Annotated in this window: 13 protein-coding genes and 1 pseudogene; 7 read left to right on the top strand and 7 right to left on the bottom strand. The window is 69.9% G+C overall.

Features of this window, described 5'->3' with window-relative positions:
- Nucleotides 1-777: an SDR family oxidoreductase gene (locus ACWMMN_RS23185; RefSeq protein WP_059240377.1), complete on the top strand. Its 777-nt coding sequence runs from the start codon at nucleotides 1-3 to the stop codon at nucleotides 775-777.
- Nucleotides 778-951: 174 nt separating this feature from the next.
- On the opposite strand, the gene ACWMMN_RS23180 is transcribed toward ACWMMN_RS23185, so the two are convergent.
- The 4 genes and pseudogenes from ACWMMN_RS23180 to ACWMMN_RS23165 form a co-directional block, all read right to left on the bottom strand.
- On the bottom strand, nucleotides 952-5,139 hold the full coding sequence (locus tag ACWMMN_RS23180; RefSeq protein WP_486424003.1) for a bifunctional nitrate reductase/sulfite reductase flavoprotein subunit alpha: 4,188 nt from the start codon (nucleotides 5,137-5,139) through the stop codon (nucleotides 952-954).
- A 16-nt stretch (nucleotides 5,140-5,155) separates the two neighbouring features.
- Nucleotides 5,156-5,500 (bottom strand): nitrite reductase small subunit NirD, encoded by a 345-nt coding sequence (gene nirD / locus ACWMMN_RS23175; protein WP_047903106.1) that lies wholly within the window; start codon nucleotides 5,498-5,500, stop codon nucleotides 5,156-5,158.
- 31 nt (nucleotides 5,501-5,531) lie between these two features.
- Nucleotides 5,532-8,129: a nitrite reductase large subunit NirB gene (gene nirB / locus ACWMMN_RS23170; protein WP_059240375.1), complete on the bottom strand. Its 2,598-nt coding sequence runs from the start codon at nucleotides 8,127-8,129 to the stop codon at nucleotides 5,532-5,534.
- 21 nt (nucleotides 8,130-8,150) lie between these two features.
- Nucleotides 8,151-9,472, bottom strand: a pseudogene (locus tag ACWMMN_RS23165) (MFS transporter).
- A gap of 658 nt (nucleotides 9,473-10,130) precedes the next feature.
- Between ACWMMN_RS23165 and cobA the strand changes: the two are divergent.
- From cobA to ACWMMN_RS23135, 6 genes are all read left to right on the top strand, one after another.
- Nucleotides 10,131-10,892, top strand: coding sequence for a uroporphyrinogen-III C-methyltransferase (gene cobA, locus ACWMMN_RS23160; protein WP_059240373.1), 762 nt, complete (start codon nucleotides 10,131-10,133; stop codon nucleotides 10,890-10,892).
- Between the two features lie 120 nt (nucleotides 10,893-11,012).
- On the top strand, nucleotides 11,013-11,609 hold the full coding sequence (locus ACWMMN_RS23155) for an ANTAR domain-containing response regulator (RefSeq protein ID WP_059240372.1): 597 nt from the start codon (nucleotides 11,013-11,015) through the stop codon (nucleotides 11,607-11,609).
- Nucleotides 11,610-11,614: 5 nt separating this feature from the next.
- Entirely contained in the window at nucleotides 11,615-12,667 is a 1,053-nt protein-coding gene (locus ACWMMN_RS23150; protein WP_059240371.1) for a CmpA/NrtA family ABC transporter substrate-binding protein, read from the top strand.
- 123 nt (nucleotides 12,668-12,790) lie between these two features.
- The gene (locus ACWMMN_RS23145; protein WP_486424002.1) at nucleotides 12,791-13,390 is read left to right on the top strand and encodes a uracil-DNA glycosylase family protein; all 600 of its coding nucleotides are present in this window, start codon (nucleotides 12,791-12,793) and stop codon (nucleotides 13,388-13,390) included.
- Nucleotides 13,391-13,472: 82 nt separating this feature from the next.
- Nucleotides 13,473-14,414, top strand: a complete 942-nt coding sequence (locus ACWMMN_RS23140) for a helix-turn-helix transcriptional regulator (RefSeq protein WP_059240369.1) — start codon at nucleotides 13,473-13,475, stop codon at nucleotides 14,412-14,414.
- A gap of 115 nt (nucleotides 14,415-14,529) precedes the next feature.
- Nucleotides 14,530-15,228: a fumarylacetoacetate hydrolase family protein gene (locus ACWMMN_RS23135; RefSeq protein WP_486424001.1), complete on the top strand. Its 699-nt coding sequence runs from the start codon at nucleotides 14,530-14,532 to the stop codon at nucleotides 15,226-15,228.
- A 56-nt stretch (nucleotides 15,229-15,284) separates the two neighbouring features.
- On the opposite strand, the gene ACWMMN_RS23130 is transcribed toward ACWMMN_RS23135, so the two are convergent.
- The 3 genes from ACWMMN_RS23130 to ACWMMN_RS23120 all read right to left on the bottom strand — a co-directional run bounded on the left by ACWMMN_RS23130 (nucleotide 15,285) and on the right by ACWMMN_RS23120 (nucleotide 18,977).
- The gene (locus ACWMMN_RS23130; RefSeq protein WP_486424000.1) at nucleotides 15,285-15,827 is read right to left on the bottom strand and encodes a DUF4303 domain-containing protein; all 543 of its coding nucleotides are present in this window, start codon (nucleotides 15,825-15,827) and stop codon (nucleotides 15,285-15,287) included.
- A gap of 126 nt (nucleotides 15,828-15,953) precedes the next feature.
- The gene (locus tag ACWMMN_RS23125; RefSeq protein ID WP_059240366.1) at nucleotides 15,954-17,165 is read right to left on the bottom strand and encodes an MFS transporter; all 1,212 of its coding nucleotides are present in this window, start codon (nucleotides 17,163-17,165) and stop codon (nucleotides 15,954-15,956) included.
- Between the two features lie 228 nt (nucleotides 17,166-17,393).
- Nucleotides 17,394-18,977: a trypsin-like peptidase domain-containing protein gene (locus ACWMMN_RS23120; protein WP_486423999.1), complete on the bottom strand. Its 1,584-nt coding sequence runs from the start codon at nucleotides 18,975-18,977 to the stop codon at nucleotides 17,394-17,396.
- Nucleotides 18,978-19,187: the final 210 nt, after the last annotated feature.

Genomic DNA, 19,187 nt, shown 5'->3' with positions numbered 1-19,187 from the left:
ATGACACAGAAACGCATCCTCATCACCGGCGCAGGCACCGGCTTCGGCCGCGAAGTCGCGCTGCGCCTCGCCGAGCGCGGTCACGACGTGACGGCCGGCGTGCGCGTCACCGTCGAGATCGATGCACTGACGGACGCCGCCGCGCAACGCGGCACCGCACTGCGCGCGATCAAGCTCGACGTCACGTCGGCCCATGATCGTGCCCGCGCGGCCGAACTCGACATCGACGTGCTCGTGAACAACGCGGGCGTGGGCGAAGCCGGCGCGCTGGTGGACCTGCCGGTCGAGATCGTCCGCGAGCTGTTCGACGTCAACGTGTTCGGGCCGCTCGAACTCACGCAGCAGATCGCACGCGGCATGCTCGCGCGCCGGCACGGCAAGATCGTGTTCGTATCGTCGATCGCAGGCCTGATCACCGGCCCGTTCACGGGCGCCTATTGCGCGTCGAAGCACGCGGTCGAATCGGTGGCCGAGGCGATGCACGCGGAACTGGCGCAGCACGGCATCCGCATCGCGGTCGTGAACCCCGGCCCGTACAGCACCGGCTTCAACGACCGGATGATGGAAACGACGCGGCGCTGGCGCGATCCGGCCGTGCATACCGTGACGCCCGAGCGGCTGACGTTCCCGCTCGAACAGCACGACCCGGAAGAGATGATCGCGAAGATGATCGACGTGATCGAAAGCGACGGCGGCGCATTCCGCAACCTGCTGCCGCAGTCGTCGGAAGCGTTCGTCCGTGCCGAACAGGCGCGCGCGTGGGACCGTCAGCAGTGATGTAAACCGGCGGTGGCCGGCGGTTCACGCAGGAACGCGATGCCCGCCGCCCGGCGTGACGCGCGCCGCGTTCGCCGTCGCAGCCCTCCCGACGGCCTGGACCGCCGCACGCCAACCCGTCGCCGAAGCCGGGCCCGCATGCCGGCGGGCCGCGTCAAGCCGCGCCGCCCGCGCTCAGTACACGTCGCGCATGTAGCGCCGTGCCTTCGAAAGCCGCGCGACGTAGTCGTTCGCGGCCTCGTCCGACATGCCGCCGTGTTCGGCAACGACGGCCTTCAGCGCCGTATCGACGTCCTTGGCCATCCGGGCGGCGTCGCCGCACACGTAGAAGTGCGCCCCCTCCTCCAGCCACGCGAACAGTTCCGCACCCTGCTCGCGCATCCGGTCCTGCACGTAGATCTTGTCGGCCTGGTCGCGCGAGAACGCGAGATCGAGCCGCGTGAGGAAGCCGCTGTCGTGCATCGTGCCCAGTTCGTCGCCGTAGTAGAAGTCGGTCTGCGCATGCTGCTCGCCAAAGAACAGCCAGTTGCGCCCGCGCGCGCCGCGCGCCTGCCGCTCGTGCAGGAAGCCGCGGAACGGTGCGACGCCGGTGCCGGGGCCGACCATCACGATCGGCACGTCGCCGTTCACCGGCGGCCGGAAGTGCGCGGACTTCTGCACGAACACGGGCACGCGGCCGTCGTCCGCGCGATCGGCGAGGAACGTCGACGCAACGCCTTTGCGCGCACGCCGGCCGTTGTGATAGCGCACGGCCGACACGGTCAGGTGAATCTCGCCCTCGTGCGCGCTCGGGCTCGACGCGATCGAATAGAGGCGCGGCTGCATCCGCTTCAGCATCCCGACCAGCTCCGTGCCCGACAGCTCGACCGGGAATTCGTGCAGCACGTCCGCGAGCTGCTGCCCCCACAGCCATTGCTTCAGGTCGCCCTTGCGCTCGTCGCCGAGCAGCGATTTCAGCGCGCCGTTCGCACTGCGCGACGCAATGAACGCGAGCGTGTCCGGATGCGGACGCGTGATGTCGAAGTGACGCGCGAGCGCATCGCCGAGGCGCACGTCGCCGACGCCCGCGATCGACACCGGCGCATCGGCCTTCAGCGCGGTGACGGAAAGCAGCTCGTCGACCAGCTCCGGGCAGTTGGTCGGCCACACGCCGAGCGCGTCGCCGGTTTCGTATTCGAGGTTCGCGCCTTCGGTCGACAGCGACACGTAGCGCGTATCTTTCGCGGCGCCCGGACGGTTCAGCCGCAGGTTCGCAACGAGCTTCGACGGCGCCGGATGCGCCTTCGTCGGCAGCAGCCCCGACGGGCTCATCCCGCCGGACGGCACCGCGTGCAGCGCGGCATCGGCCTCCTTGATCCGCGCGACGACGCGCTCGAGCCACTGGTCGGCATCACGCTGGAATTCCACGTCGCAATCGACACGCGCGCACAGGCGGGCCGCGCCGAGCTCCGCGAGCCGCGCGTCGAGCCGGCGGCCGTGGCCGCAGAACTGGTCGTAGTTGCGATCGCCGAACGCGAGCACCGCGAAATGCACGCCGTCGAGGCGCGCGGCACTGCCGGCCTGCAGTGCATCCCAGAACTCGGTACCGTTGTCGGGTGCATCGCCGTCGCCGAACGTGCTCGTCATCAGCAGCACGTATTGCGCACCGGCGAGCGACGCAATCGGATAGTCGGACATGCACGCGGTGCGAATCTCGAAGCCCGCGTTCATCAGTTGCGTCGCGTAATCTTCGGTCAGCGATTCGATGTTGCCGGTCTGCGACGCCCACAGCAGCACGACCTTCGGGCGCGTGCGCACGATCCGCACGCCGCCGGACGCGGCCGCGTCGGCCGGCAGCGCGGCCGCCGCGGCCACCGGCGAATGCGCAGGCAGCGAACGGCTGAACAGGCCCGCGAGCATCCCGTCGAGCCAGAACCGCACCGGCGGCGTCAGCGGGGCGGCGGCCGGCAGCACGGGCACGCTGCCCTCGCGCCGGCCGGCGCTCGCCTTCAGCCCGCTGACGAGGCCCGCCACGTACAACCGTTCCGTGTCGGTCAACGGCGGCGGCGCGAGATCGGCGACGCCGAGCGCGGCCGCGAAAGTGTCGATGTCTGCCATGTCGGATTCCTGTGAAGCAGTGGCCTGCACCGTCGCCGGCGCGGGCCGCACGTCGTCGGCGCATGCATCGGGTTGCGCCGTTTCGTCGTCGGCGGATGCGAACGCGTCCGTGTCGACGCGCCGCAGCGCGACCGCGCAATATTTCAGTTCGGGTTGCTGCGATTCCGGGTCGATCGCGTCGTTCGTCACCGCGTTGATGCACAGGTCGTCGCCGTACACGTCGTTCCAGTGCATCGGGGCGAAGCAGTTGCCGCGCTGCACGCGTTCGGTCACGACGGCCGGCAATACCGCACGGCCGCGCGCCGAACGGATCTCGACGCTGTCCTTCGCGGCAATGCCGAGCGCGCTCGCATCGTCCGGGTGCAGCTCGACGAACGGGCGCGGGTTCAGCTTGTTCAGCATCGCGACCTTGCCCGTCTTCGTCATCGTGTGCCATTGATGCTGCAACCGCCCGGTGTTCAGCACGATCGGGAACGTGTCGTCGGGCAGCTCGGCCGGATCGACGTGCGGCCGCGCGAAGAAGCGCGCCTTGCCCGACGGCGTCGGGAACGCGATGCGCGGGGCATCGTTGCCGTCGGCGGCCGGGCGCCGTGTCTGGCTCACGCCGTCGTTCAGGTAGCGGACCGGGTGCCGCTCGCGCGCGGTGCCCGGCGCGACCGGCCATTGCACCGGGCCGTCGCGCAGCGCCGCGTGGCTCGCGCCGCGCAGGTCGTAGCCGGTCGCCGGATTCGAGAACCGCACGATCTCGTCGAACACGTCGGCCGCCGACGCATAGTCGAATGCCTCGCCGAAGCCCATCGCGCGCGCGACTTCCGCGACGATGCGCCAGTCGGGCAGCGCGTCGCCGGGCGGCGCGACCGCCGCACGCATCAGCGTCATGTTGCGCTCGGAGTTGATCATCACGCCGTCGCCTTCGGCCCACAGCGCGCCCGGCAGCAGGATGTCCGCGTAGCGGTTGGTCTCGGTGTCGAGGAACGCGTCCTGCGCGATCACGAGTTCCGCGGCCTGCAGCCCGGCGATCACGTTCTGCCGGTTCGGCACGGTCGCGACCGGGTTCGTGCAGACGATCCAGCACGCCTTGATGTCGCCGGCCGCCATGCGTTCGAACAGGTCGACCGTGCCCTTGCCGGTGTCCTTGCGCAGCGTGCCGGCCGGCACGCGCCACAGGTGCTCGACGAAGCGCCGGTCGTCGTCGGACAGCACCGAGCGCTGGCCTGGCAAGCCCGGACCCATGTAGCCCATCTCGCGGCCGCCCATCGCGTTCGGCTGGCCGGTCAGCGAGAACGGGCCGCTGCCCGGCCGGCAGAGCTTGCCCGTTGCAAGATGCAGGTTGCAGATCGCGTTGGTGTTCCACACGCCGTGCGTGCTCTGGTTGAGCCCCATCGTCCAGCAGCTCATCCACTCCTGCGCGTCGCCGATCCATTGCGCGGCCGTGCGCAGGTCGGCTTCCGCGAGCCCCGTGATCGCCGCGACGCGCTCGGGCGTGTAGTCGGCGAGAAACGCGGGCATCGCGTCCCAGCCTTCCGTGTACGCGTCGATGAACGCGGCATCGGTGCGGCCGTTCGCATGCAGCAGGTGCAGCAGCCCGTTGGTCAGCGCGAGATCGGTGCCCGGCCGGATCTGCAGGAACAGGTCGGCCTTGTCGGCGGTGCCGGTGCGGCGCGGATCGACGACGATCAGCTTGGCGCCGGCCTTCACGCGATCCATCATCCGCAGGAACAGGATCGGGTGACAGTCGGCCATGTTTGCGCCGATCACGAAGAACAGGTTCGCGCGATCGAAGTCCTGATACGACCCGGGCGGGCCGTCCGCGCCGAGCGACTGCTTGTAGCCGGTGCTCGCGCTCGCCATGCAGAGACGCGAGTTCGACTCGATGTTGTTGGTGCCGACGAAGCCCTTCGCGAGCTTGTTGACGAGGTATTGCGCCTCGATCGACATCTGCCCCGACACGTAGAACGACAGCGCGTCGGGCCCGTGCGTATCGAGCACCGCCCGCAGGCGGCGCGCGGTTTCGGCGATCGCGTCGCGCGCCGGCAGCGGCACGAGGTCGTCCTCGCGTGCGCGGCGCACGAACGCACGGTCGAGCCGCCCGGAGCGGCGCAGCGCGACGTGCGCCGACGAACCCTTCGTGCACAGCCGCCCGAAGTTGGTCGGATGGTCGGAGTCGCCGGATACCTTGACGACTTCGCCATCCTCGACGTGCAGCACCATGCCGCAGCCGACGCCGCAGTACGGGCACACGCTCTTGACGGGGGTGGCGGTCATGCGCGCTCCGGGACGGTCAGGCCGCGATCCACACGAAGCCGTCCTCGACCCGCGACGGATACGCGCTCACCGACTGCTCGGGCGCTTCCAGGCATTCGCCGGTGCGCAGGTCGAAATGCTGCTTGTACAGCGGCGACGCGACGACGACACGCTCGCCGAGGCTGCCGATCAGCCCGCGCGACATCACGGCCGCCTGCGATACCGGATCGACGTTGTCGATCGCGAACACGCCGCCGTCGGCATGCGCGACGTGAAATACCGCGACCTGCTCGCCGTTGACGAGCGCGCACACGCCGGTGTTCGGCACGATGTCGTCGAGCGGGCACACGCGGGTCCAGGACAGCGGAAGACGATCGTTCATGATGGGCTCCTTGAAGTGATGCGGGTATCGGTCAGGCGGTTGCGGGTTCGGTCACGGCTTGCGTCGCGCTTTCCGCGACGACGGGAATCGGTACGGGCTTGCCGCCCGCGCGCTCGCCGGGCGTCGCGGGCCGGATCTGGCCGCGCGTCTCGACGAATTCGATCGTCGTGTCCGGCGCGTCGCTGTTCACGAAGTGGCGGAAGCGCTTGCGCGTATCGGGATCGGTGACGGCCTTCTTCCATTCGCACTCGTAGGTGTCGACCACGTGCTGCATGTCGGCTTCGAGTTCGGCGCCGATCCCGAGCCGGTCGTGCACGACGACGTCGGTCAGGTAGTCGAGGCCGCCTTCGAGGTTGTCGCGCCACACGCTGGTGCGCTGCAACCGGTCGGCCGTGCGCACGTAGAACATCAGGAAACGGTCGATGTAGCGCAGCAGCGTCGCGCGGTCGAGATCGGACGCGAGCAGTTCCGCGTGGCGCGGCTTCATCCCGCCGTTGCCGCACACGTACAGGTTCCAGCCTTTTTCGGTCGCGATGATGCCGACGTCCTTGCCCTGCGCTTCAGCGCACTCGCGCGTGCAGCCCGATACGCCGAACTTGATCTTGTGCGGCGCGCGCAGCCCCTTGTAGCGATTCTCCAGGTCGATCGCGAGGCCGACCGAATCGTCGACGCCATAGCGACACCACGTCGACCCGACGCACGACTTCACGGTGCGCAGCGCCTTGCCGTACGCGTGCCCCGATTCGAAGCCGGCCTCGATCAGCTCCTCCCAGATCGACGGCAGTTGCTCGACGCGCGCGCCGAACAGGTCGACGCGCTGGCCGCCCGTGATCTTCGTGTACAGGCCGTACTTCTTCGCGACCTGGCCGACGGCGATCAGCCCTTCCGGCGTGACTTCGCCGCCCGGCATGCGCGGCACGACCGAGTACGTGCCGTCGCGCTGGATGTTCGCGAGGTAGTAGTCGTTCGAATCCTGCAGCCCCGCATGTTCCTTCTTCAGCACGAACTCGTTGAAGCACGACGCGAGGATGCCCGCGACGGCCGGCTTGCACACGTCGCAGCCGAGCCCGTGGCCGTGCTTCGCGAGCAGTTCGTCGAACGTCGTGATGCGCTCGACGCGGATCAGGTGGAACAGCTCCTGGCGCGAATGCGGGAAGTGCTCGCACAGATGGTTGTTGACCGCGAGGCCCTGCTTCTTCATCTCGGCCTTCATGATCTGCGTGACGAGCGGCACGCAGCCGCCGCACGACGTGCCGGCGCCCGTGCACGTCTTCAGCGCGCCGAGGCTCGTCGCGCCGTCCGCGACCGCCGTGCAGATCTGCGACTTCGACACGTTGTTGCACGAGCAGATCTGGGCACCGTCCGGCAGCGCGTCGACGCCGATCGCCGGCTTCGCGACGCCGTCCGACGACGGCAGGATCAGGAATTCGGGCGACTCGGGCAGCTCGATGCGGTTCAGCATCATCTGCAGCAGCGTGCCGTACTCGGCCGCGTCGCCGACCATCACCGCGCCGTGCAGGAACTTGCCGCAGTCGGACACCACGAGCTTCTTGTAGACCTGGCGGCGCTCGTCCGCGTACTGGTAGGTGCGGCTGCCGGCCGTCGTGCCGTGCGCGTCGCCGATGCTCGCGACGTCGACGCCCATCAGCTTCAGCTTCGTGCTCATGTCGGCGCCCGCAAACGCGGCGCCGGTTGCGTCGTTCGCGTCACCGGCGAGCTGCTTCGCGACCACACGCGCCATGTCGTAGCCGGGCGCGACGAGGCCATACACCATGCCGTTCCATGCCGCGCATTCGCCGATCGCATAGATGTCGGCATCGCTCGTGCGGCAGGCGTCGTCGATCGCGACGCCGCCGCGCGGGCCGGTGTCGAGCCCGCATGCGCGGGCCAGTTCGTCGCGGGCACGGATGCCGGCCGAGAACACGATCATGTCGGCGTCGAGGTGCGTGCCGTCGGCGAACGCCATCCGGTGCGTACCCTCCTCACCGTCGACGATTTCGAGCGTGTTCTTGCCCGTATGCACGGTCACGCCGAGCGCCTCGATCTTCGCGCGCAGCATCCGGCCGCCGCCGTCGTCGACCTGGACGGCCATCAGCCGCGGTGCGAATTCGACGACGTGCGTGTCGAGCCCCATGTCACGCAGCGCCTTCGCGCATTCGAGGCCGAGCAGCCCGCCGCCGATCACGACGCCGCGCTTCGCGTGCGTGCCGCACGCCTGCATCGCTTCGAGATCCTCGATCGTCCGGTACACGAAACAGCCTGCGCGATCGTGCCCCGGCATCGGCGGCACGAACGGGCGCGAGCCCGTCGCGAGCACCAGCTTGTCGTAGGCCAGCGTTTCGCCCGACGCGAGCGTGACCGTATGCGCGGCGCGGTCGATCGATGCGACCTGCGCGTTCAGGCGCAGGTCGAACTGCGGATGACGCTCGAAGAAGCCCGGTTCGACGAGCGACAGGTCGTCCGCCGACTTGCCCGAGAAAAATTCCGACAGGTGCACGCGATCGTAGGCCGGACGCGGCTCCTCGCCGAGCACGGTGACCTGCAGCGCGCCCGCCGCACCGGCTTCCGCCGCGACGCATTCGAGGAGCTTGTGGCCGACCATGCCGTGGCCGATGACGATGAGTTTCATGGTGACGATTCCTTCGGTCGATCAGTTCGCGGCGTTGGCGGCGGCCAGCGCGCGGTCGCGCAATTCGGCTTCGCGCGCCTTGTGTTCTTCGCTGAAGCGCACGGCCATCGCGCACAGCGCGGTGGCGGTGACGGCGAGGCCGAGCATGCTCAGCGTCTGCTGGACGTCGCCGACGCCCTTCAGCAGGAACGCCGCGGCCACCGCGCCGACGTTGCCGCCCGCACCGACGATCCCGGCGACGCCGCCGAGCGCCTTGCGGTCGATGAACGGCACCAGCGCGTAGGTCGCGCCGCACGCCATGTGCGTGAACAGGCCGAAGGTCACCATCGCGACGAGCGCGATGCCGACGCTCTGCGCATGCGAGAACCAGATCAGCCCGAGCCCTTCGCCGATGATCAGTGCGCACAGCAGCGTCGCGCGCACGTCGTGCGGCGCGCGGCGATCTTGTCGGACAGCCAGCCGCCGAGCGCGCGGGCGAACAGCGCGAGCAGCCCGAACAGGCCGACCGCGAAACCGGCGTCCTTCAACGACAGGCTGAAGTGATCGACGTAGTACAGCGCGGCGATGTTGTGGATGAACACTTCGACGCCGAAGCACGCGCCGTACGTGACGAACAGCATCCACACGCGATAGTTGCCGCACGCGGCGAAGAAGCTCGCCCAGCCCCCCTTCTTGCCACTGTCGACCGTCACGCCTTCCTTGCGCAGCGCAACGATGTCGCCTTGCGGGCAGTCCTGCGTGAAGCGCCAGTACGCCCACGCCATCACGAGCATCGCCACGCCCGGCACGACCAGCGCCATGCGCCACGACGAATCCTCGCCGAAGCCGAGCATCAGGCCGGCGGCGACGAGCAGCGGCATCAGCGCCTGCGTCGCGCCCGCCCCTGCGTTGCCCCAGCCGGCCGTCGTCGCGTTCGCGGTGCCGACCACGTTCGGCGCGAACATCACCGACGTGTGGTACTGCGTGATCACGAAGCCCGCGCCGATCGCGCCGATGCCGAGCCGGCAGATCAGGAACGACAGGTAGTCGTGCGTGAACGACACCGCGAACACCGGGATCGCACCGAGCAGCAGCAGACCGACATACACGCGGCGCGGGCCGAAGCGGTCGCACAGCGGGCCGACCAGCAGCCGCACGGCAATCGTCGCGGCCACCGCGGCGATGTTGATGTTGGCGACCTGAGCCGCGGTCAGGTGGAATTCGCGCGCGATGAGCGGCATCAGCGGCGCGCACGCGAACCATGCGAAGAAGCACACGAAGAACGCCATCCACGTCATGTGGAACGCGCGCATCGGCGCGGTGCGGAAGCTGAAGAGATCGATACGGGTAGCTTTGTCGGTCATGTCATCCGCCAAACGAAAAACGGCGTCCTGCGCACCCGGTCTCGTCGAGACCCGATGCGTAGGACGCCGTTGCCCATGAAGCCCGTTGCCGGGCGCGTCTGTAATCGGTACTGCGAGCGAATCGCCATTGATCCGCCCGGACCAGCTTACGCAAACGCCGTGCCATGTCATCGAAAATCCGGCTCACAGCCCCGCCGTACAAGGCTCGCGGCGAGTGTATGGCCCGCTGCGGCACACGACGCACGATGCGCCGAGATGCAGCGAGGCACAGATGTGGTGCGCTGCAGCACTGTCGCCGTGCGACATCGCGGTGCGCGCTGGCGGGGCACGATGCACACCGATGCGGCATTGCGGACGGCCGCACGCCGCGGCCGGCTGCATACGTGCGGCCGGCGCGCGGTGCGTCGCGCCACGCGGCCACCATGTGTTGCCCGGGTTGGCCCGGATATTGCTCAACCTCATCCATCACACCGGCAACGGCGCCGGTGGGCAGTCCCCGCAAACCCTGCCCGCCCTTCACGGCGGGCCCGTCAGGACAACGGTGTCCCCCCGTGCGCGGCACGGCCGGATGCCGGTGCGTTTCGACCGCCCGCCGCCGCCGCGCAGACAACGCGTTAGCAGACCGCCGCACGCTCGCGATGCGGCACAGGAACACGACATGACGACTGGCAAAGTCACGCTGCTGGGCGCCGGCCCCGGCGATCCCGATCTCCTCACGCTGAAGGCCGTGAAAGCGCTGGCCGCCGCCGACGTGCTGCTGCTCGACGATCTCGTCGCGCCCGGCATCGTCGAACTCGCCCCGCAGGCGCGCGTGATCCGCGTCGGCAAGCGCGGCGGCTGCCGCTCCACGCCGCAGGCCTTCATCGAGAAACTGATGCGCCGCTACGCGCTGCGCGGCGCACACGTGGTACGCGTGAAAGGCGGCGACGCGCTGCTGTTCGGGCGCGCCGGCGAAGAACTCGCGACGCTGCGCGCAGCCGCGATTCCGGTCGAGATCGTCAACGGCATCTCGTCGGGATTCGCGGCCGCCGCGAGCCTCGGCATCTCGCTCACGCACCGCGAGCACTGCCAGGGCGTCACGTTCGTCACCGCGCACCGCCAGGACCACGGCGAACCCGACTGGGCACGGCTCGCGGCCACCGGCACCACGCTGGCGATCTACATGGGGATGAGCCGCGTCGACAGCCTTGCGGCGGGCCTGCTCGCCGCGCTGCCCGCGTCGACCCCGGCGGCGGCCGTGCAATGGGCCGGCACGCCCGACGAACGCCGCTGGACCGGCACGCTCGGCACGCTCGCACACGGCATCGAGGCCGCGCGGCTCGGCAGCCCGGCCGTGATCCTCGTCGGCGGGGCGATCGGCGAAGCAGCCGTGCAAGGCACGGACGCCGCCACCGAAGCGGCGTTTTCGAGAGCCGCGTGACATGCCCGGCATCGTGCGGCTTCGGCCGCTTCCCGTTCCCGTCACCACCGGCCGCGCGTCCGGCCTGCATACGTCGTCAGCAACTTGCACCGAAGCCCCATTGCCCCTGTCGCCCGCCTCATGAGTTCGCCTGCCCTGTCCGCCCGCCTGCGCGTGCTGCTCGTCACCGACACCGACAAGCCGATCGGCGAGCTCGGCGACGCGCTCGCGCGCCTCGGCTACGAGATGCTGAACGACGTCGCGACGCCCGCGCGCCTGCCGGCGGCCGTCGAGGAACAACGCCCTGACGTCGTGATCATCGACACCGATTCGCCGTCGCGCGACACGCTCGAGCAGCTCGCGGTCATGCACGCGACCGCACCGCGCCCCGTGCTGATGTTCAGCCACGACGCCGACCAGGAACTGATCCGCGCGGCGGTCGGCGCGGGCGTCAGCGCGTATCTCGTCGAAGGCTTGTCGGCCGAGCGTCTCGCACCGATTCTCGAAGTCGCGCTCGCGCGCTTCTCGCACGACGATGCGCTGCGCCGCCGGCTGGCCGACGTCGAGCGCGAACTCGCGGAGCGCAAGCTGATCGACCGCGCGAAACGCGTGCTGATGGACCAGCGCAAGCTGTCCGAACACGACGCGTACGCGGCGCTGCGCAAGCGTGCGATGGATCAGGGCCTGCGCATCGTCGACGTCGCGCGACAACTGCTCGACGCTTCACCCCAGTCATGACTGCCATGGATACCTCACCTCCCGCCGCGCCGGAACGCGCGCATCTTCGCCTCGGGTTCGTCGCGCTGAGCGACGCGGCCCCGCTGATCGTCGCGCAGCGCCTGAACCTCGGCGCGCGTCACGGCCTCACGCTCGAACCGAGCCGCCAGCCGTCCTGGGCCGCCGTGCGCGACAAGCTGTTGAGCGGCGAACTCGACGCCGCGCATGCGCTGTACGGGCTCGTCTGCGGGTTGCAGCTCGGCATCGGCGGCCCGCAGGCCGACATGGCCGCGCTGATGGTACTGAACCGCAACGGCCAGGCGATCACGTTGTCGCGCGGGCTCGCCGACGCGTACCGTGAAACCGCGAGCGTGCGCGCCGCCTTCGCGACGCTCGGCCGCAAGCCGCTCCTGGCGCAGACGTTCCCGACCGGCACGCACGCGATGTGGCTGAACCACTGGCTCGCGTCGCATGACGTCGATCCGCTGCGCGACGTGCGCAGCGTCGTGATCCCGCCGCCGGAGATGGTCGCCGCGCTCGCCAGCGGCGAGCTCGACGGCTTCTGTTCCGGCGAGCCGTGGCACGCGGTGGCCGACGCATGCGGCGCAGGCCGGACCGTCGCCGTCACGAGCGAGATCTGGCCCGATCATCCGGAGAAGGTGCTCGCGACCCGGCGCGACTTCGTCGCGCTGTATCCGGCCACCGCGCGCGCGCTGATCCGCACGCTCGTCGATGCGTGCGCGTGGCTCGACAGCGCCGCGCACCGCCGCGAGGCGGCCGACTGGCTCGCGTCGCCCGATGCGCTCGGCGTGCCGGCCCGGCTGATCGCGCCGCGCCTGCTCGGCGATTACGGCGCGGGGCCGTTCGCCGCGCCGCCGCTGCCGATCCGCTTTCACGACGGCGGCACCGTGAACCGGCCCGATCCGCGCGAAGGCCAGTGGTTCCTGTCGCAATACCGGCGCTGGGGCATGCTCGACGGTTCGCACGACGACGCGGGAATCGCCGCGGCGATCGCGCAGACCGCGTTGTATGATGCAGCGGTCGCCGAAGGCAGCGCAGCGGGTCCGTCGCGGGCCTGATGCGTGCCGTGCGGTGCGGCAGGCGCGTGCTCCCGGGCCGCGCCATGCCGATCCGGGCCGCCCGGCGGCGGCCTGCGCCGCCCGTGCGACACCGCCTTGCCACTCCGCCCCCGCTCAGAACCGATGTCGAAACGAACGCGCGCGCCGCTCGACGTGCTGCTCACCGAAATCCGCGCGTGCCGTGCCTGCGAAGCCGACCTGCCGCTCGGCCCGCGCCCCGTCGTGCGCGCCCATCGCGACGCGCGCATCCTGATCGTCGGGCAGGCGCCGGGCGCGCGCGTCCATGCGAGCGGCATCCCGTGGGACGACGCGAGCGGCAAGCGGTTGCGCGGCTGGCTCGACGTCGACGCCGAGACCTTCTACGACGAGACGCGCTTTGCGATCGTGCCGATGGGTTTCTGCTACCCGGGCCGCGGCGCGAGCGGCGACAACCCGCCGCGCCCCAAATGCGCGCAACTGTGGATCGACCGGCTGGTGGCCGAACTGCCGTCGATCCGGCTGACGCTGCTGATCGGCCAGTACGCGCAGCGACATTTCCTGCGCGATGCGCGCAAGGCCACGCTGACCGACACCGTGCAGGCATGGCGCGACTACGGCCCCGATGTCCTGCCGCTGCCGCATCCGTCGCCGCGCAACCAGGCATGGTTCAAGCATCGCCCGTGGTTCGACGCCGAGGTCGTGCCCGAGCTGCGGCGCCGGGTCGCGCCGCTCGTGCAAGGCTGACCGCACGACCGCGGCCGTCCCCGTCGCGCCCGGTTCGCTGTACCATCGCGGCTCAACCGCGTCACGAACAGCAGAATCCTTCATGCCCTCCATCGCCCCGCCGCGCCTGTACGGGATGCCCGAACGCAGCGACCGGCTCGACTTCTACATCCGCGACCAGGCCTCGCGCCAGGCAATCACCGAGCCGCACCGGCACGCGTATTTCCAGATCCAGTTCAACCTCGGCGGCGACACCGAACAGCGGATCGGCGGCGTCACGCGGCCGTTTCCGCGCGGCGCGCTCGCGTTCGTGCTGCCGCACCGCGAGCACCTGATCCCGCATCCGGAAGGCGCGCATTTCATCGTGATCAACTTCAGCCAGGCGTTCCTGCGCGCCGATCTCGACGTCGATCCGCTCGATCTCGAGGACGTGCCCGCGCACCGCTTTCCCGAGTTGACGCCGTTTCGTTTCCAGGAGCATCTCGATTTCATCCTGACCGGCGACTCGTATGACGAAGCGCGCCGCCTCGCGCTGTGCATGCTCGACACCGATCGCGTGCGCACGTTCGGCTCGACCACGTTGCTGCGCGGCTACCTGCTGCAGCTGATCGGGCTCGTCTGCACGCAGTACGCGGGCGCGCTCGACAAGCTCGCGCAGCGCGGCGCCCAGCGTGCGGGCCGGCGCGATGCGCTCGCACGCGTGCTGCGCCACGTGCGAGCGAACCTGACCCGCGAGGACCTGACGCTCGCCGCGACCGCCGAGGCCGCGTTCCTGTCGCCGAACTACCTCGCGCACCTGGTCCGCAAGGAAACCGGCAGCACGTTCACCGATCTCGTGACCGAGCGCCGGATCGCGCTTGCGCAGTCGCTGCTGGCCCATACGAGCCGGCGCATCGCGGACATCGCGCGTTCGGTCGGCTTCCGCGACGAAGGCTATTTCGCGCGGCGCTTCCGCGCGCGGGTCGGCCTGTCGCCGAAGGCCTACCGCGACGCGAACGCCTCGCTGCCGGACAGCGACGACACGCCGCCGGCCGCGGACGCGTAGATTTGTCCCGGTAAAACGCAGTTGCGTCGCATCCGGGCGCACGTTCGTCGGGTATCGTTTCACGCATGCCGGCCCGTGCGCCGGCCTCCGTCTTCCTACCGAACGAGGCCATCCGATGTCCGCCTATGTCATCGACGCTGCCGAGCGTCCTTCCGTCGAAGTCGAACAGTCGTCCGCGCGCTTTCCGGTGCGCCGCGTATTTTGCGTCGGCCGCAACTACGCCGACCATGCCCGTGAAATGGGCGCCGATCCCGACCGCGAACCGCCGTTTTTCTTCACGAAACCGGCCGATGCGATCGTCCCGGCCAGCGGCACGGTCACCTATCCGCCGCTGACGAACGACCTCCATCATGAAATCGAGCTGGTCGTCGCGATCGGCAAGGACGGCCGGTCGATCGACCCGGCCGACGCGCTGTCGCACGTGTGGGGCTACGGCGTCGGCGTCGACCTCACGCGCCGCGACCTGCAGGCCGAAGCGAAGAAGCTGAGCCGTCCGTGGGACTGGGCGAAGGGTTTCGATGCGTCGGGCCCCGTGACCGCACTGCGCGCGGCATCGGCCACCGGCCACCCGGCGGCGGGCCGCATCTGGCTCGCGGTCAACGGCGACACGCGTCAGCAAGGTGACCTGGCCGACATGATCTGGGCGGTGCCCGATGTCATCGCGTACGTGTCGCGCTCGGTCGAGCTGAAGGCCGGCGACCTGATCTTCACCGGCACGCCGGCCGGTGTCGGTGCGCTGCAGCCGGGCGACCGCGTGACGGGCGGCGTCGACGGCGTCGCGACGTTCGAATTCGTGGTGGGCGCCAAGCCGTAATGACGCGTGCGCGGCGGCTGCCCGTCCGGGGCCGCCGTGCGATATCCCGATGCAGGTCAGCCGAAACGGCGCAGGAATGCGTCGGCGACGGCCGGCGGATTCAGCGCTTTCGCCGAGGCGTTTTCCAGCGCCCTGGCTGCGTCGTCGCTGATCGACACGAACAGCGTGATCGCCGCCCGCTCCTCGCCCGTGCCGAACAGGCCCTCGCGGTCGAGCAGCCGCAATCCTTCGATCATGTCGGCGTGCAGTTGCCGGGTGAACTCCGCGAATCGCGACTGCGCAAATTGCGGGCTCAGCACTTCGTCGGCCAGCCTGCCGCAGATCGCATTGAACGGCGACGCTTCTGCCGCCTCATAGGCCCATTCGGCAGAACCCCACCTATACCAGGGCGCCGGATCGTCGTCCGCGATCGCCCGTTGCGCGCGGATCCGGCGCAACCCTTCGATCGAATTGGCCGCCGGCACCACCGTCATCGCGCCACTGTCCGTATACAGCGCGAACACGTAGAAATGCTCGTCCGGGTGCAACGCCCGCAGTGCCTTGAAGGTCGCCCGCGCGGCATCGGCAATGTCCCGCTGGAAATCTGAAAAGTCGCTCATCGCATCCTCGTCCAGTCACCCTTCGCGCGCGTCGGGGAACATGGCTCGCGGAGGGTGCGTCGTCTCCCGGTATGCGACGGATTGTCCGTCATTCGGCCGCGACACGGTACCGGGCCGCACCCGCGGTCATCGCGCGGCGTCCCGTGCATCGAACGCCCGCACGCAAAAAGCGGCCGCCAGCGCAATCGCCGCCGACAGCAGCATCATCGCGAGCGGCACATAACCGGCGTTGCCGGCGGTCAGCACCGCGCCCGTCAGCGACGACAACGCGGCGCCGCCGGCGATCGTCATCGCGCCGGCCAGCCCCGAAGCGCTGCCCGCCAGCTCCGGGCGCACCGACAACGCCCCCGCGTGGGCGCCGGGATTGGTCAGCCCGTTGCCGATGCCGACCAGCACGCACGGCCCGAACCATGCAAGCGCATGCGTCGCGCCGCCGGACATCAGTGCAAGGCCGATCAGCGGGCCCGTACACGCGACGATCCGTCCGCACAGGATCGTCGTGGCCAGCGCGTAGCGGCGCGCGACGCGCGCGGCCAGAAAGCTGCCCCCGACGAACCCGGCCGTGATCGTCCCCATGTAGACGCCGATCTCCGCCGGCGCAATGCCGAACACCGTTTTCGCGGCGAGCGGCGCGCCGGCCAGGAACGCGTAGAACGCGCCCGTCGAAAACGCCATGCAAAGCGCATAGGCCCAGAAACGGCGCGCGCGGAGCAGCGCCGGATACGCACGAAGCTGCTGCCGGAAACTCGACGAGCGGTTCGCATGGGTTTCGACGAGATCGAATGCGCACCAGCCGAACAGCGCGATGCCGGCTGCGCCGAGCAACCCGAAACCCGCGCGCCATCCGGCCATCTGATCGAGTGCGCCGCCGAGCGTCGGGCCGAGCATCGGCGCGAACGCGGCGGCCATCGCCGCATAGCCGATCCGGCTCGCTGCGCGCGCGCCGCCGCCGGTATCGCGGATCGTCGCCATCGACACGGGATAGACCGACGTGATCGCCGCCTGCATCAGGCGGCATGCGAGAAACATGCGGATATCGGTCGTCAATGCGCAGCCGAGCGAGCCGAGCGCGAACACGCCAACGCTCGTCAGCACGATCGGCCGCCGCCCGAACCGGTCCGACAGCGGCCCCGTCACGAACTCGAGCGACGCGGCCACCGCCGCGTAACCGCCGAGCGACAGTGCGACGAGCGCATAGTCGGCGTGCAGGTCGCGCGCGATCGCCGGCAATGACGGCAGGAACAGGCTCAGCGGCAGTACCGAGAGCGCGCACAGCAGGATCAGCGTCGCATGTCGCGGCGACACCGGTTCGGACACGGGCGACAGGTTCGATTGCAAGCGGATGGCCCTCCGCGCACGCGCCGCATGGCCGTGCGCAACGCAAAAAAAAGCCCCCGAACGAGTCGGGGGCGCATGGGTGCCGGCGCGGTGCCGCTACCGGACCCTGCGCCTGTGGACTACTACGATGAAGCAAGCCGTTTTCATGCCGAATGACTCCTGAATGCGTGGCTGGCTGCCAGCGATACCGGACGATGTTAGGCGGAGGGCGCCGGCCGCGTCAACGCCCTAACGCGCGCGCACCGACACGAACTTCCGCGCGTTGTTGCGCTGGATCAGCACGGCGATCACGCTGCCGCCGCTCGCTTCGAGCGACTGCACGTCGTCCGGCGTCTCGAGCAGCGTGTCGTTGAGCTCCAGCACGACGTCGCCCGGCTGGATGCCCGCGCTCGCCGCCGGGCCGTGCACCGCGTCGACCATCATCCCGACCGCAAGCCCCGTCGAACGGCGCTCGTCGTCGCTCAGCGCGTGCATCGTCAGCCCGAGGCGATCGCCGCGGTCGCCGGCGGCCGGCCCCGGCCGCGCAGCAAGCGCCGGCGCGGCCATGCCCGCAGCCGCACCCGCGGTGCCGGCCGCCTCGTCGGCGCCCGTAATCGTCAGCATCACCGGCGCGCGGTTGCGGATCACCCGCAGCGGCGCCTTTTCGCCGGGCGGCAGCGCGGCGGCCAGGTCGTTCAGTTCGGCCGAGCGGCCGATCGCCTTGTCGCCCAGTTTCACGATCACGTCGCCGGGCTTCAGTCCGGCGGCCGCAGCCGGCGAGCCGGGCGCGACACCGTTGACGAGCGCACCGGCCGGACGCGGCAGCCCGAACGCCGCGGCCAGCCCGACGCCGACGTCCTGGACGTCGACGCCGAACGCATTGCCGGGCGACGCGCCCGGCGCCGGCGCCTGCTGCGCGTGCATCTGGGCCTGCTGTTGCGCCTGCAACTGCGCGCGCACCTTTGCCGCGAACGCGATCGGGATCGCGAACGTCGTGGTCGCGTAGCGGTCGGCGCCCGTATAGACCTGCACCGCGATGCCGATCACGTCGCCCGCGCGATTGAACACGGGGCCGCCCGAGTTGTCCGGGTTCGGCGCGATGTCGGTCTCGAAGAACGGAAACGCGCTGCCGTCCGGCAGCCGGTGCGACGTCGCGCTGACGATGCCGGCCGTGACCGTGTTGCCCGATCCGTCCGGCGCGCCGATCGTCATCACCGGTTCGCCCGCGCGGACCTTCGATGAATCACCGACGCGCACGAACGGCAGCTTCGTCGCGTTGACGCGCAGCACGGCGACATCGCTTTGCGGATCGACGGCCAGCACCGTCGCCTTGAATTCGCGGCGGTCGGTCAGCCGCACCGTCACGTCGGTTGCTTCGTCGACCACATGGGCCGACGTGAGGATCAGGCCGTCGGCACTGACGATGAAGCCCGAGCCGCTACCCGATACCGCGCGAGGCGCCGTGTCGGGCGCCGGCGCCTGCGGCGCCTGTTGCCCCGGTGCGGGCCCCTGCGCCGGCGGCGGCGCGTCGTGCCGGAAGAATGCGGCGAGCGGATCGTCGGGATCGAGGATCGCGAAGGACGGCCCGCCGGATTGCTGGTCGGGCGCGGTGGCCATGATGGTCACGACCGCCGGGCCGTAGCGCTCGACGATCGCCGGAAAATCGACCGGCATCGCATACGGCACGGCGGGCACCCTCTGCTTTATCGCGCGTGGCGCGGCAGGCGGCGCGACGGTGGCGGCAATGGCAGCCGGCGGCGGCAAGAATCCGGCAAACACGCCCCCGATCAACGCGGTGCGAAGCACGGCGCGAGCAAGCGTCTGGCAAACCACGGTGCACCTCCCCCGGCAGTCGCGGCGCCAACTTGCGCGAAACGCGCAGGCGCCCGACAAGCACCGGTACACGCATCCATTTATAGCCCACGCGCCGGTTGGAACATACGAATCGAAACCCGTATGCCGGCGGGAGGCGGCAGGTGCGAAGCCGCGATGGCGGTCGTTTCGAACAAAGTCGGCGATTCGTCAATCCGCACAAATCCGATC

It is taken from the genome of Burkholderia cepacia complex sp. TUM26381 (genome assembly GCF_057439935.1).
The sequence above is the reverse complement of the archived record's forward strand: the minus strand, read 5'-3'. Positions and strand labels throughout refer to the sequence as shown.